The 14555-nt window shown below is 68.5% G+C and carries 15 protein-coding genes; 7 read left to right on the top strand and 8 right to left on the bottom strand.

Annotated features, from left to right (window positions below; all coding sequences use genetic code 11):
- Positions 1-25: 25 nt before the first annotated feature.
- Positions 26-994, bottom strand: coding sequence for a tripartite tricarboxylate transporter substrate binding protein (locus L687_RS41195; protein WP_021201696.1), 969 nt, complete (start codon positions 992-994; stop codon positions 26-28).
- 156 nt (positions 995-1150) lie between these two features.
- Between L687_RS41195 and L687_RS41190 the strand changes: the two genes are divergently transcribed.
- From L687_RS41190 to L687_RS0122265, 4 genes are read left to right on the top strand one after another with little or no spacing between them, the layout of a single operon-like run.
- Positions 1151-2305, top strand: a complete 1155-nt coding sequence (locus L687_RS41190; RefSeq protein ID WP_021201695.1) for a PP2C family protein-serine/threonine phosphatase — start codon at positions 1151-1153, stop codon at positions 2303-2305.
- Positions 2302-4266, top strand: a complete 1965-nt coding sequence (locus L687_RS41185) for a glycosyltransferase family 2 protein (protein WP_021201694.1) — start codon at positions 2302-2304, stop codon at positions 4264-4266. Before L687_RS41190 ends, L687_RS41185 begins: the two co-directional genes overlap by 4 nt.
- Positions 4250-4582: an STAS domain-containing protein gene (locus tag L687_RS41180; RefSeq protein ID WP_021201693.1), complete on the top strand. Its 333-nt coding sequence runs from the start codon at positions 4250-4252 to the stop codon at positions 4580-4582. Before L687_RS41185 ends, L687_RS41180 begins: the two co-directional genes overlap by 17 nt.
- On the top strand, positions 4572-5006 hold the full coding sequence (locus tag L687_RS0122265; RefSeq protein WP_021201692.1) for an ATP-binding protein: 435 nt from the start codon (positions 4572-4574) through the stop codon (positions 5004-5006). The genes L687_RS41180 and L687_RS0122265 overlap by 11 nt, the downstream gene beginning before the upstream one ends.
- A 3-nt stretch (positions 5007-5009) precedes the next feature.
- Here the strand turns inward: L687_RS0122265 and L687_RS41175 are convergent, their stop codons facing one another.
- The 6 genes from L687_RS41175 to L687_RS41150 form a co-directional block, all read right to left on the bottom strand.
- The gene (locus L687_RS41175) at positions 5010-5669 is read right to left on the bottom strand and encodes a GntR family transcriptional regulator (RefSeq protein ID WP_021201691.1); all 660 of its coding nucleotides are present in this window, start codon (positions 5667-5669) and stop codon (positions 5010-5012) included.
- A 52-nt stretch (positions 5670-5721) separates the two neighbouring features.
- Positions 5722-6135, bottom strand: coding sequence for a heat shock protein transcriptional repressor HspR (locus L687_RS41170; protein ID WP_167256169.1), 414 nt, complete (start codon positions 6133-6135; stop codon positions 5722-5724).
- A 40-nt stretch (positions 6136-6175) separates the two neighbouring features.
- Positions 6176-7159 carry a DnaJ C-terminal domain-containing protein gene (locus L687_RS41165; RefSeq protein WP_021201689.1) on the bottom strand — a complete coding sequence of 328 codons (984 nt, stop codon included), beginning with the start codon at positions 7157-7159 and terminating at the stop codon, positions 6176-6178.
- 7 nt (positions 7160-7166) lie between these two features.
- A complete protein-coding gene (locus L687_RS41160; protein WP_021201688.1) occupies positions 7167-7823 on the bottom strand; it encodes a nucleotide exchange factor GrpE in 657 nt (218 codons plus the stop codon).
- 2 nt (positions 7824-7825) lie between these two features.
- Positions 7826-9691 (bottom strand): molecular chaperone DnaK, encoded by a 1866-nt coding sequence (dnaK, locus tag L687_RS41155; protein ID WP_021201687.1) that lies wholly within the window; start codon positions 9689-9691, stop codon positions 7826-7828.
- A 182-nt stretch (positions 9692-9873) separates the two neighbouring features.
- A complete protein-coding gene (locus L687_RS41150; protein ID WP_021201686.1) occupies positions 9874-11172 on the bottom strand; it encodes an HNH endonuclease signature motif containing protein in 1299 nt (432 codons plus the stop codon).
- 178 nt (positions 11173-11350) lie between these two features.
- Here L687_RS41150 and L687_RS41145 point away from each other — a divergent pair, with 178 nt between their 5' ends.
- The 3 genes from L687_RS41145 to L687_RS41135 all read left to right on the top strand — a co-directional run bounded on the left by L687_RS41145 (position 11351) and on the right by L687_RS41135 (position 13978).
- A complete protein-coding gene (locus L687_RS41145; protein WP_021201685.1) occupies positions 11351-12151 on the top strand; it encodes a MerR family transcriptional regulator in 801 nt (266 codons plus the stop codon).
- 138 nt (positions 12152-12289) lie between these two features.
- Positions 12290-13240, top strand: a complete 951-nt coding sequence (locus L687_RS41140; protein WP_021201684.1) for an NAD(P)/FAD-dependent oxidoreductase — start codon at positions 12290-12292, stop codon at positions 13238-13240.
- A 78-nt stretch (positions 13241-13318) separates the two neighbouring features.
- Positions 13319-13978 (top strand): hypothetical protein, encoded by a 660-nt coding sequence (locus L687_RS41135; RefSeq protein WP_021201683.1) that lies wholly within the window; start codon positions 13319-13321, stop codon positions 13976-13978.
- Positions 13979-14005: 27 nt separating this feature from the next.
- Here L687_RS41135 and L687_RS41130 read toward each other — a convergent pair whose 3' ends face one another.
- The gene (locus L687_RS41130; RefSeq protein WP_021201682.1) at positions 14006-14467 is read right to left on the bottom strand and encodes a DUF3817 domain-containing protein; all 462 of its coding nucleotides are present in this window, start codon (positions 14465-14467) and stop codon (positions 14006-14008) included.
- Positions 14468-14555: the final 88 nt, after the last annotated feature.

The raw sequence follows: 14555 nt of genomic DNA, 5'->3' as shown, positions 1-14555 counted from the left end.
CCGCAGCATCGGCGATCCGGTCTTCTCAGCCCAGGAGGTCCTTGAAGAGGTCGAACTGCTCGTCGACGAAGGTGGTCCACTCGGCGGAGTCGCGGTACACGACCAGGTTTCCGGCATCGGCCTGGAACTTCTGGTAGCTGTCGGACTCGACGGCTTCCTTCACGGCGGCTTCGAGCGTGGTCTTGACGTCGTCAGGGAGACCCTTGGGTGCGTAGATGCCGCCCCAGCCACCGAAGATCACGTCTTCGCCGATGGCCTCTTCGACCGTCTCGACGTCTTCCGCGTCGGGGTGGCGCACGTCGTTCATGACAGCCAGGATGCGCACGGCCTCACCCTGCGCCAGGGCTTCGCCGAGGCCGGAGACGGCGGCGACGGTCTCACCCGATGCCGCTGCTGCGACGGCTGTCGCTCCTCCGTCGTACGGCACCGGGGTGAAGTCGGCGTCCGTCGCGTCGCCGAGCCCGATGGTGGCGGCCTCCCAGATGGAGCCGGCGCCGGAGTTAGCGACCGTCACGGCACCCGCCTTCGCCTGAGAGACGAGGTCTTCCAGCGTCTCGATACCGCTGTTCGCGCCGACAGTGACCACGCCGGGGGCGAGCATGATCTGGCCGAGCAGGTCGAAGTCGTCCGGCAGCACGTTCGCACTCTGCGTGGTGTTGAGCATCGCGATCTCGACCGGCGCGAATCCGATGACATACCCGTCGGGATCCTGCGCGCCCACGTACTCCATGGCCAGCGCTCCGGCGGCACCGGGCATGTTCTCCGGGATGACGCTGACGCCGAGGATCTTCTCCAGCTCGGTGGCCAGCGCGCGCGACGAGAGGTCGGACCCTCCGCCGGGGTTGGCCTGGATGATGAGTCGGATGTCGTTCTCGGGGAACGCCGATCCGGCTTCCTCGCCCTCCTCGACCTTGGTGCAGGCCGAGACGATGAGAGCGGTGGCTGCGAGGGCGGCGATCGCGGCGGCCGCCCGGGTGATGCGCTTGCGGGGCATCTTTGCTCCTCTACGTGGGTCGACCCTGTTGTCGACTCCCCGACCGTAGCAGTGTTGACTGTTAACAGTCAACACTGGCGGATGCGCGAATGGCGTCCCGCCGGCGATGCGTTCCTTCTAGGATGGCCGAAGGCGACCGTAGGAGGGGCGGAGCACATGTTCGACGAGCGACGGCGACAGGCAGCGCTCGAGGAACTGGGGATCCTTGACACACCACCGGACGAGCGCGTGGACCGGGTGGCGCGGCTGGCGAAGGAGATGTTCGGCGTGCCGATGGTCAGCGTCTCGCTGATCGACCGTGATCGGCAATGGCGCAAGGCGCAGATCGGGCTGGGCGGGAACGAAGCCCCCCGGCAGGACTCCTTCTGCGACTACACGGTGTCGCAGGACGCGACCGTGGTGGTCGAAGATGCCCTCATCACCGATGTCTTCGCCGACAACCCGTTCGTCACCGGGGACCCGCACCTGCGTTTCTATGCCGGCCACCCGCTGCACGCGCCCGGCGGCGAGCCCGTCGGCACCCTGTGCGTGCTCGACACCGAGCCCCACACCTTCACCGAAGCGCAGCGCGACCTGCTGCGCGACCTGGCGTTCTGGGTGCAGACCGAGCTCGCCCAGGACCAGGACATCGACCACGCGGCTGTTCTCCAGCGCGCGCTGCGACCACGCTCGAACCCCGAGCTCGATGGTTACACGATCGCTGCGGGTGCCGCCCCGCGCGGCATGCTCGCGGGCGACTACTACGACTTCTCGACGCACGGAGGGGCGCTGCGCATCACGGTGGCCGACGCGATGGGCAAGGGCACCGGCCCCGCACTCGTCGCCGCGACCGTGCGAGCGTCGTTGCGGACGGCGCCCGAGCGCTCGCTCGCCGTCTCCGTGGCCGACGTCGATCGTCTGCTCGAAGAGGACCTCGCCGACACGGCGATGTTCGTCACCGCCATGGTCGCCGAGCTGCGACCCGAGAGCGGCGATCTCGACGTGATCGACGCCGGGCACAACCTCGCCTTCGTGATCCGGGCCGACGGTTCCTGGACGCACCTGCGCTCCAAGAACCTCCCGCTCGGGATGGGCATGGGCGTCGTCGATGCCCGCGTCCCGATGACCACGAGGCTCGAACCCGGCGACACGTTCATCTGCTGCAGCGACGGACTGCTGGATGTGCTCGACGCCGACGATCCCTTCGCCCATGTGCAGCGCGTGCTCCGAGCGCTCGGCCCGGAGGGTGCGGTGCGCGAGGCGCTGCGACTCGCCGCCGACGATCGTGCGACGGACGACATCACCGTCGTGGTGGTGCGGAGGGACGCATGACCGCCCGGTTCGCGGCGATCCGCATCCTCGCCCTGCTCTCCGTGCTGCTGGGTGTCAACTACGTGGCATGGCGCTGGCTCGAATCGGTCAACTGGTCGGCGTGGTGGATCGCCGTGCCCCTCGTGATCGCCGAGACCTACAGCCTGATCGACACGTTCCTGTTCTGCCTCACGATGTGGCGCGCACGCGAGCGGCCGGCCCCCGTCTCGCCGCCGCAGGGGACAGTCGACGTGTTCATCACGACGTACGACGAACCGGTGGCTCTGGTGATGACCACCGCCCGCGCGGCGAAGAACATCGCCTACCCCCACTCGACCTGGATCCTCGACGACGGCTCGCGCCCCGAGTTGGAGGCCGAAGCCCGAGCGGCGGGGGTCGGCTACCTCACGCGCTCGGAGGAGTGGACGGGAAAGCCGCGGCATGCCAAGGCCGGCAACCTGAACAGCGCATTGTTCCAGACCGACGGCGAGTTCCTCCTCATCCTCGACGCCGATCAGGTTCCCGATCCACTGATCCTCCATCGCACGCTCGGATACTTCGCGGACGACGAGGAGGTCGCCCTCGTGCAGACGCCGCAGTGGTTCGTGAACGTCGATGACGCCGATCCGCTGGGCAGCCAGGCGCCGCTGTTCTACGGTCCGATCCAGCAGGGCAAGGACGGATGGAACGCCGCCTTCTTCTGCGGCTCGAACGCCGTGCTGCGACGCGAAGCCCTGATGCGACTCGGGATCGTGGGGTATGTGCGCGACGTCACCGACTCGGCCTCCCGGGCACTCAAGGCCGCCGAGACCCTGATCGCGCGGGAGGCGCAGACCGCAGCGGATTCCGCCCTGGCGACGGAGCTGTCGGCGCTGCGCATCGCGATTAGCCGCGGACGGAAGGAACTCGCGGCCGGAGAATCGGTCGCCGATGTCGCCGCGCGGGTGCGCGAGTCGGTCGACCATGCCTCACGCATCCTCATCGCGCACGATATGGACGGCATCAGGGCTGACCTGGCGGAGATAGGCGCCCTTCCGCTGCAGCAGGACGCCGAGCTGGGCGCGGTGATCGTCGACGAGGCCGGCCTCGATGCCCTCGCCGCCTCCGACCTCTCCCCGGTCACCGCCGTCGCCGCTGTGCGGGGTCTGCTGGACGCGTTGCGGTTGGACCGCGGCGACGAGGCACAGCCCATCCTCCCCCTCGCGACGATCTCGGTCACCGAGGACATGGCCACGGCCATGCAGCTGCACGCCCTCGGCTGGAAGAGCGTGTACCACCACGAGATCCTGGCGCACGGTCTCGCTCCCGAAGACCTCCGCACGATGCTGACGCAGCGACTGCGCTGGGCGCAGGGCACTCTGCAGGTGATGCTGCGGGACAACCCGCTCGTCAAACGGGGCCTCTCGGCCGGACAGCGGCTGATGTACTTCTCCACGATGTGGACGTACCTGTCGGGATTCGCCGCGATCGTCTATCTCGTGGCCCCGGTCGTCTACCTGGTGTGGGGGGTGCTTCCGGTCACCGCCTGGTCGTTGGATTTCTTCGCCCGCTTCCTGCCGTACTTCCTCGTGAATCAGGCGCTGTTCCTCGTGGTCGCGAAGGGCGTGCGCACCTGGAGGGGGCAGCAGTACTCGCTCGCATTGTTCCCGGTATGGATCCGTGCCTGCTGGACGGCATTCGCCAACGTCGCACTCGGCCGCCCGCTTTCCTTCGCCGTCACGCGGAAGGACGGCCGCGACCCCCGCGGCATCCCCTGGGGGCAGATCTGGCCCCAGATCACCGCGATGGCGATGCTCGCGATCGCCCTCATCATCGGCATCACCCGCGTGATCATCGGAACCGCCGACGGCACCGGCACGATCGTGAACACGGCTTGGGTGCTGTACGACCTGGTCGTGCTCAGCGTCATCATCCAGGCCGCCCGCTACCGCGGACCGGCCGCCCGCGCCCTCGAGAAGGAGTCGAATGAACGTCAGCACTGAGAACAGGGACGGCTATGCCGTGATCGCGATCACGGGGCGGCTGACCGCTTCGGGCGCGCCGCTGCTGCGAAACGCGGTGAGCGACCTCGTCACCGCAGGACAGCCCCGCATCGCGATCGATCTGCGTGGCACGGAATTCGTCGATTCCTCCGGACTCGGCGCCCTCGTCGGAGGCCTCAAGAGCGCCCGGGTCGCAGGCGGAGACCTGCGGATCGCCGCCGTGCCCGACGCAGTGAAGACGGTCCTGCACCTCACCAACCTCGATCGCGTGCTTCGCGACTACCCCACGCCGGAATCGGCGTTCGATGGCAGCTGAACCGCCGGGCTTCCACATCGACGGGCGGGCAGAACTCGCCCTCGTCGACCGCGTCCTGGATGAGCTCGACCGGCTCTGGATACGCGCGCCCGGCATCCCCGCCGAAGACCGCACCCTCTTCACGCTCGCGCTCAGCGAAGTCGCGACCAACATCGCACAGCACAGCCGGGGCATCGACGTGACGATGAGCGTGGATGTGCGCGCTTCCGACGGTGCGCTGCACGCTGAGGTCGTCGACTCGGCGGAACCGGCGACGATCGACTGGGACGGCGTCGTGATGCCCGAGCAGGCGAGCGAGAACGGACGCGGTCTTGCTCTGGCGCAGGCCGCTCTCGACGAGTTCAGCCATTCGGCGACAGCCCGCGGCAACACCTGGGGGCTGGTGCGTCGGCTGCAGGCGCATCCGAACGATCCGTCGATCTGACGGTCAGCGTCCGCCCACCTCGTGCAGCATGCGCTCGCGTGCACCGTCGAGGTGGGCGCTCAACACCTCGGCAGCAGCTTCCTGGGTACCGGTGCGCATGACCTCGAGCAGCTTCACATGATCGTCTGACGACTCATGGAGATCCTCGTCATGGTTGATCGTGACCTCGAGCAGCGCCGTGAACGTCGGCAGGTACTGGTTCCACGCCCCCTCGAGGCGCGGGTGATCGGCGAGCGCGTAGATCTGCGAGTGGAACTCGAGGTCGGCGGTGACGAACGCCGCGTGGTCTCCGGCATCGGCGGCTTCGGCCATCCGCGCGACGGCGGCGGAAATGGCCTCCCAGCGCTCGTCGTCGTCGACGCGCATCGCTCGAGAGAGGGCGAGCTGCTCGAGAGCGCCCCGCAGGCTGTACAGCTGATCGACGTCGTCGCGGGTGAGTCCGACGATGTAGACCCCACGCGGACGTTGCACCTCGACGAGCTTCTCGAAGCTCAGCTGCGTCAGGGCATCGCGCACCGGTCCCCGACTGACCGAGAACTCCTCGGCGAGCGCTTCTTCGGTGATGCGCGCGCCCGGGGCGAGTTCGCCGCGCACGATGCGCTGGCGGAGCACCCGCGCCACCTGGGCGCCGAGGGATTCTCCGCGCGTGACGGTCTGCGTCATGGTGACCTCCTGTTAACTGTTGACAGGATACACACCACCCATCGCCAGTGACCTAGGCGCTCCCGCGCGGGTCCCAGAGCACGACCTCGGTCGAGCGCCGAAGGCGGCGACCGGTCGGCATGGGCACGACGCCCGCGGACCCGGCGGCGAACACGCGCACGCCCGGACGGCTCTCGCGCTCGGTGCGCAGCGCGCTCTCGAGCACGGTGATGCGATTACGCAGCGCCCTGTTCTCGTCTTCCAGGTCGAGCAGACGAGCGATCGCGGGAAGGCTCACCCCTTCGGAGGAGAGCTGAGCGACCTCGCGCAACTGCTCGATGTTGCGTGTCGAGTAGCGGCGCGAGCCCCCCGAGGTGCGCCCGGGGACGACGAGGCCGATGCGGTCGTACTGCCGCAGGGTCTGCGGATGGAGGCCGGAGAGTTCGGCGGCGGCGGCGATCGCGAACACCGGGGTGTCGGCATTCATCATGAACGCCTCCGCCCCCGGTGTCCGCTTCGACGACCGGTCATCGCCGCGCCTTCGCCATCAGCTCGGCCCGCGGGTTCTCCGTGGGCTCGAGTTCCTGGAACTTCTCCAGCGCTTCGCGTGCGGCCTCATCGAGGTGCGTGGGCACCGCGACCTGAAGCTCGGCGAGCAGGTCGCCCGTGCCCTTCGAGGTGGTGACACCGCGGCCCTTGACCCGCAGCACCCGCCCGGAGGGGGTGCCGGGTGCGACGCGGAGTTTCACCACGTCGCCGCCGAGGGTGGGCACCTCGATGGTCGCCCCGAGAGTGGCCTCGGTGAACGTCACCGGGACGACGACTCGCAGGTTGAGACCGTCGCGGGTGAAGACCGGATGCGGGCGCACCGCGATCTGCACCACGATGTCGCCGCTCTCTCCGCCATCGGGCGAGGGACGACCGCGCCCTCGCAGACGGATCTTCTGGCCGTCGGCGACACCCGCAGGGATCTTCACCTTGAACGGCTTGCCGTCTTCACCCTGCAGCGAGATGGTCTCGCCCTGCACGGCGGTGATGAAGTCGAGCGTGGTGCGGGCCGTGACGTCGGCACCGCGCTGCGGACCACCGAAGCCGCGGTAACCGCCGCTCGGCTGGCCGAAGCGACCGTTGCCGAAGCTCGCGCCCTGCCCCTGGTTGAACATCGCGAAGATGTCCTCGAAGTCGGCGGTCTGCCCGCGGCCCTGCTGTCCGAAACGGCTGAACACGTCTTCGAAGCCGCCTGCGCCCTGGCCGCCCGCCGTGAAGCGGGCGCCGGAGCCCATGGCGCGGATCTCGTCGTATTCCTTGCGCTGTTCGGCGTCGGAGAGCACCGAGTAGGCCTCGCTGATCTCCTTGAACTTCGCCTCGGCCTTGGCATCACCCTGATTGGAGTCCGGGTGATACTTGCGCGCGAGCTTGCGATACGTCTTCTTCAGGTCCGCATCGCTGACGTCCTTGGAGACCCCGAGGGTCTTGTAGAAGTCCTTGTCGAACCAATCCTGGCTGGCCATCGATCACCTACCCTTCCGGGACGGCGACGACGACCTTCGCGGGGCGCAGCTCGACATCACCGAGGCGGTAGCCCACCTCGACGACCTCCAGCACGGTGGTCTTCTCGGCGCCGGGAGTCGGCTGCTGGAAGATGGCCTCGTGACGCTGGGGGTCGAATTCCTCGCCCTTCTCGCCGTACGCGACCACTCCGAGACGCTCCACGACCAGCCGCACCTTGTCGGCGATCACGGCGAAGGGAGTCCCCTCCACGAGATCGCCGTGCTGGGCGGCGCGGTCGAGGTCGTCGAGCACGGGGATGAGACCCTTGGCGGCCTCGCCCTTCGCGCGCTCGCTCTCGACCTGGCGCTGCTCCTCGGTGCGGCGACGGTAGTTGGCGTACTCGGCCTGGAGGCGCTTGAGGTCGTTCAGCAGTGTGGATTCGAGGTCGGCGAGCACGGCGTCTTCCGCCGCGGCCTCGCCGGTCTGCGTGGCGCCGAGGATGTCGTCGACCGTGAGGTCGTCCGGCGCACCGTCGACGGGGGTCTCGTCCGACCCCTCGGCGGCTGCCGCTTCACGGGAGTCCTGGTGGTGCGGCGCGGGGCCGGATGCCTGAGCATCCGACCCCTCGCTGCGACCTTCGGCGGACTCAGGAAACTGGTTCTCGTCGAAGTTCTTGTCCGTCATGATTACTTCTTCTCGTCCTCATCGTCGACGACCTCGGCATCGATGACGTCCTCATCGGAGGAGGGAGCGTCACCGGTCGGGGCCTCGCCATCAGCCGAAGCGCCGGCAGCGGCATCCGCCTGCGAGGAGGCGTAGATGGCCTCGCCGAGCTTGGACTGCGACTGGTTGAGCTTGTCGAACGCGGTCTTCACAGCCTCGTCGTCTTCGCCGGCCAGCGCCGTCTTGAGCGCGTCGACGTCGGCCTTGACCTCGGTCTTCACGTCTTCGGGCAGCTTGTCGTCGTTCTCGGTGATCAGCTTGTCGATCGAGTACGCGAGGGTCTCGGCCTGGTTGCGGACCTCGGCGGCCTCACGGCGCGCCTTGTCCTCCGCTGCGTGCTCCTCAGCCTCGCGCACCATGCGCTCGATGTCTTCCTTCGACAGCGACGAGCCGCCGGAGATGACGATCGACTTCTCGGTACCCGTGCCCTTGTCCTTGGCGGACACGTGCACGATGCCGTTGGCGTCGATGTCGAAGGTGACCTCGATCTGCGGGATGCCACGGGGCGCCGGTGCGATACCCGTCAGCTCGAACGTGCCGAGCGGCTTGTTGTCGCGCGTGAAGTCACGCTCTCCCTGGAAGACCTGGATCGCGACGGACGGCTGGTTGTCGTCTGCCGTGGTGAAGGTCTCGCTGCGCTTGGTCGGGATGGCCGTGTTGCGCTCGATGAGCTTGGTCATCATGCCGCCCTTGGTCTCGATGCCGAGGCTCAGCGGGGTGACGTCGATGAGGAGAACGTCCTTGCGCTCACCCTTGAGGACACCGGCCTGGAGAGCCGCGCCGACGGCGACGACCTCGTCCGGGTTGACGCCCTTGTTCGCGTCCTTGCCGGTCTCGCGCTTGACGAGCTCGGCGACCGCAGGCATACGCGTCGATCCACCCACGAGCACGATGTGGTCGATCTCGGACACCTTGATGCCGGCTTCGCGGATGACGTCCTCGAACGGCTTCTTGGTGCGGTCGAGCAGGTCCTTCGTGAGGTCCTCGAACTTCGCGCGGGTGATGGTCTCGGACAGCGACACCGGGCCGGAGTCGGTCAGCGACAGGTACGGCAGGTTGATGCTGGTCGACGTGGAGGAGGAGAGTTCCTTCTTCGCCTGCTCCGCGGCCTCCTTGAGGCGCTGCAGGGCGATCTTGTCACCCGAGACGTCGACGCCCGTGGTCTCCTTGAACTGCTTGATCAGGTAGTCGACGAGACGCTGGTCCCAGTCGTCTCCACCGAGGCGGTTGTCGCCGGCGGTGGCGCGCACCTGGATCGTGGAGAAGTCGTCGTCCTTGCCCACTTCGAGCAGCGAGACGTCGAACGTTCCGCCACCCAGGTCGAAGACCAGGATGAGCTCGTCTTCCTTGCCCTTGTCGAGGCCGTAGGCCAGCGCGGCCGCGGTCGGCTCGTTGATGATGCGCAGGACGTTGAGGCCCGAGATCTCGCCGGCCTCCTTGGTGGCCTGACGCTCGGCGTCGTTGAAGTACGCGGGGACGGTGATGACCGCGTCGGTCACCGTGTCGCCCAGGTACGCCTCGGCGTCGCGCTTGAGCTTCATGAGGATGCGCGCGGAGATCTCCTGCGGCGTCCACTTCTTGCCGTCGACGTCGAAGCTCCAGTCGGTGCCCATGTGGCGCTTGACGGAAGCGATCGTCCGGTCGACGTTGGTGACGGCCTGGCGCTTCGCGGTCTCACCGACGAGCACCTCCCCGTCCTTGGTGAAGGCCACGACCGAGGGGGTCGTGCGGAAGCCCTCGGCGTTGGCGATGACCTTGGGCTCGCCACCCTCGAGGACGCTGACGACGGAGTTGGTGGTTCCGAGGTCGATACCGACAGCACGTGCCATGTGTTCTCTCCTTTGTTGGAAGTTCGTTGTGGTTCGGAAATCTGCGGCGATCAGGAAAACCTGAGTCGCGATGACTCAAGTGTAACGAGAGGTCGCTCGAGTGTCAAATGAACTTGATATGAACGGGCTCAACTTTAAACCGAGGCCCTCCCGTGCACGTTCCCGCCGGTGGCACCCCTCGCTCAGAACGGGGGCACGACCGGGTCGTCGACGAAGGTGACCGTGTTCTGCGGCGGTGGCCGGTCGATGTAGACCTTGCCGGTCGGGCTCGTCCAGGCATAGAGCCCCGCCCCCAGAGACTCGACCGCCCACGGCGAGTGATGTTTGAGCACGTGGTGGCGTCGGCACAGGTGGCCGAGGTTCGACTCGTCGGTGGAGCCCCCCAGCGCGGCATCGCGATGGTGGTCGATGTCGCAATCGGCGGATGCGTGCCCGCACGCGGGGAATCGGCATCGCTGGTCCCTGGCGCTCAGATGTCGCCTCAGCTCCGCACCGGGACGATAGCGGTCGACTGCGAGGAGCGCTCCGGAGATCGGGTGCGTGAGGATCCGGTCCCACCCGGATGCCGCACCGGCGAGACGGCGGGCGGTCGCGGGATCGATCGGGGTGCGGCCGTTGAGCTCGGCCGGCGTCGCATCATCTCCGATCAGCGTCGTGACGGGAACGGTGACCGACACCGTTCCGCGGATCGCCGCGAGAAGCCCCTCGTGCGCGTCGTGGCCGGCCGGAGCGCCCGTGAGGAGCAGGTCGAGGGCGAGATCGGCGCGGCGTTGCGCGATGGAGCGCCGGTCCGGCTCCGGAGACTCGGGCTCGTGAGCGTCGACCTCCGGGGATTCGAGCTCGCGAACGGCTGTGGCCATCTGCGTGAGCCGCTGGAAGACGCCGTGGACGAGCGCCGATGGACCGAGCAGGCCGAGCTGCGTCATCCCATCCCCGACGTCTTTCACCCACACGGCCCTCTTCTCCCTCGCGTCGAGGTGCCGCTCCGCCATCGATCGCGCCTGGAACCGCTCGGCCACCCGCCGTGCCATCCGGCCCACTCGCGCCGGAGCCTCGGTCTCGGCGAAGGCGATCATCTGCGTCGCGTAGGCATCGCGACTCATCGGGTCGTCGAGGTGCTCGCCCGCCTCGCACACGGCCCGGGCGTGCGCAGCACTGATGCGCCCGGCGCCCTGCGCTTCCCAGACCAGCGGGAAGCGCTCCACGACCCACGCCGCATCCGCCATGCGGCGCTGCACCGTGCGGTCGCTCACGCGCAGGGCAGCGGCGAACTCCGCGGCCACGGTGCGCGCCGTCATCTCCCCATGATCGGGATGCTCCGCCTGCGCGGCGACGTCGAGCGCGAGCCGCGAGCCCACTGCGAGGATGCCGTCGCGCGCGGCCTGCAGACTGCTGATCGTGCGCTCGACCTCGACGAGCATCTCGGTGAGCGCGGCGAGCGCCCCCACCTGCTCGAGAGTCGCATCCGCCAGTGCCGTCATGCCTTCACTGAACCAGGGACCACCGACATTCAAAGGCCCAGATCAGCGGCTGAAAACGATATATCGGAATGCGGTCCGGAGCCGGAGAATGCGGCGTCAGGAGAGACCGCATCCGCGCCCGCCCCTCCCCTGACGCGATACTTGACCCTGACACAGTGGCAGACGGGAGAACTGAGACATGTTGTCCATCGGAGCCTTCGCGCAGGTCGGCCAGGTGACCCATCGGATGCTCCGGCATTGGGACACCGCCGGCCTGCTCGTGCCCGCCCATGTGGACGAGTTCAGCGGCTACCGCTCCTACGATCCCTCGCAGCTGGAACGGCTGCATCGGATCGTCGCCCTGCGCCAGCTGGGTTTCGGGCTCGACGACATCTCGACGATCCTCGAACGGGGTGTCGATGCCGAGCGCATCGCCGCCCTGCTGCGGATCCGTCGCGCAGAGGTCGAGCAGGAGCATCGGATCGCCGCGGAGAGACTCGTCGACGTGGAGAGGCGCCTCCACCTCATCGAAAGAGAGAATCACATGTCTCAGATCGAGATCGTCGACAAGCCCCTCCCCGCCGTCCGCCTCGCGGCCATCCGCACGATCGTCGCCGATCAGCCGGCGGTCGCGGGGGTGGTCGGACCCGCGTTCGACGCGGTGGCGGAGATCATCGGCGACCAGCACTCCCTGTCCACCCCGATCGCCGAGTACGAGACGCTCGACGACGGCCTGCAGGTCATCGCCGGATACGCCTACACCGGCCCCGCACAGGATGGGTTCGAGATCATCGAGCTCCCGGCGGCGGCGGGCGCCGTGTGCGGCATCCACCTCGGCTCGATGGATCGCATCGCCGAGAGCTGGCAGGCGATCCACACCGAGATCTTCGCCCGCGGTCTGGTCCACGACGCCCCCTGCCGCGAGCTGTACGTGCGCGCCGTCTCGGAAGACCAGTCCGACTGGGTCACCGAACTGCAGCAGCCCGTGCGGCGCGGGTAGGTCGGGCCGGAGGGCACCGACCCGGTCAGCCGAACAGTGGCAGGATGAAAGTAAGGCGCGCCTTACCGGCCGCCCGGCGGCGTCGCCTCGGCAGACGCCGAGCGATGGATCCGCCCCTTTCTCGGAAGGACCACGCGGATGACATCACTCACACCGAGAGCGGACGAGCCCGCCGACTACGACGTGCTCATCGTGGGTGGCGGACCCGCCGGCCTCTCCGCTGCGCTCAACCTCGGCCGCGCCCTCGCGCGCGTGCTCGTGATCGACGCCGATCGTCCCCGCAACGCGGCCACGCTGCGATCGCACGGATTCCTGACCCGCGACGGCATCCCGCCTCAAGAACTGCGTCGCCTCGCCAGGGCAGAGCTCGCGGCCTACCCGAACGTCGAGGTGAGATCACGGACCCGCGTGGCCGCTCTCCGCCCCGCGGCCGGCGGGTTCGCGGCGGACATCGGACGGCGCGAGACCGAGGCGACCGTGACCGCCCGCACGACGCTGCTGGCCACCGGTCTGCGCGAGACGCTCCCGGATGTCCCGAACCTGCGCGGCTACTACGGCATGAGTCTGTTCAGCTGCGCCGCCTGCGATGCGTGGGAGCTGCAGGGACGCCGACTCGCCCTCATCGGCGAGACCGCGGACCTCGCGGATCGCGCGCGACTCATCGGCCGTTGGACCGAGAACCTCGCCGTCTTCACCCACGGCGCAGACTCCGTGACACCGGACGAGGAGGCTGCCCTCGCAGCCGTCGGGATCTCCGTGCATCGGGCTCCCATCGCCGAGCTCGTGGGCGACCGAGGCCAGCTCGAAGCCATCCGCCTCGCCGACGGCACCGCGGTCGGCGTCGACGGCGGTTTCGTGCGCCCCGAGTGGGACGTCACGCTGGCTTTCCTCGACGGGATCATCCCGGCGACGGACGATGCCGGGCACCTGCTCACCGACCGCTCCGGTCGCACCGACGTGCCGGGACTCTATGCCGCAGGGGATGCCGCGGCACCGGGTCCGCAGCAGCTGATCGTGGCGGCAGGGGCCGGCGCTCGGGTCGCCGCGGTGATCGTGCACGACTCGATCGGCATCGCCACCGCCCACTGAGCGGGAGTCGAGGACGGCACGGGAGTCGAGGACGGGCGCAGGGCGCAGGGCGCAGGGCGCAGGGCTAGGCTGGCCCGCATGACGCGCACCTCCTCCATCCCCCTGCGCCTGGCCGCCACCGCGATCGCTGTCACGGGAGTGCTCTCGCTGAGCGGATGCCTGTACGCGCAGATCCCCGCGACATCGCCGTCCGACGCCATCTCGCCGAGCACGGAGACCGATGCACCCGTCGACGAGGCGCCCGGTTCGACCCTGACCTTCGCCGAAGGCCTCGATCTCGCCGACGACACCTACATCGAATGGGGCGACGGGCTCATGGCCGACGACGGGTGGAAGACGGTCTCACCCGACGACGGCAACGGCGGCTGGACCTACGGCACGGTCGACGGCACCTGCACAGCACGGTTCTGGCAGGGGTACACGACCGACGTGCCCGTGGTCGCCGGGGACGACAGCGCGTCATCCGATGCGATCCTCGGTGTGCTGCTGCAGACTCCGACCAGCGAGGTCACCGCGCTCGCGACCACCGGCGAGTTCAGCTATATGGCCGGTGGGAGCGGGGGCGTCGAGATGCGCCAGGTGGTGGGCGTGGACGGCAGCCGCACCTGGCTCATGGCCGCACGCGCATTCACTCAGACCGGAGTGGGCTTGTCGGTGATCGTGGACTGCACCGCCGCGGATGCGGAGGCGACGATGGCCGCGATCAACGAGGAGAACGCGGTCGTCGTCACTCCCTGAGCGCAGCGGCGGCGCGACCGCACGGACTCACTTGCCGCCCGGAGGGCCGATCAGCAGCAGGATGACGTACAGCGCGACGATGCCGACGACCAGCAACAGCGCGAGCACCCATGGCCGCTGCAGGAACCAGCGCATCAGTCGGTCGTACCAGCGGCGATCCCGCGGGTCGTCCGTCGCATCGAGGCGCCAGTCGCCGGTGAGTCGACCGGTGCGATGCAGCCAGATCTCCATCGGGATCGTCGCGTAGGGGACGATGGCACTGGCCACGGCGAGCACGCCGACGCCGACGTGCCAGCGCTGGTTCAATGCGACCAGGATCGCCGTCGCCGCGTACGACAGGAACACGAACCCGTGGATGCCACCGCCCACGGTCACCACGATCCCCGGAGCGCCGACGGCGCGGGCGATGATCGCGGCGATCAGGATCGTCCAGGTGATCGCCTCCGCGATCGCGAGAACTCGGAACAGACGGTCGGGTGTGCGGAACACGGTACTCCTCGGGTGGGGTCCCTCCACCGTATCCGCCGGACATATCGTTCGAATCAATCGAACGGTTGATCCCGCCGGCAGTGGAATA

This window comes from Microbacterium maritypicum MF109 (assembly GCF_000455825.1).
GTDB classification, from domain to species: Bacteria; Actinomycetota; Actinomycetes; order Actinomycetales; family Microbacteriaceae; genus Microbacterium; species Microbacterium maritypicum_A.
Note: the sequence above shows the minus strand (reverse complement) of the source record. Positions and strands in the feature narration are given on the sequence as shown.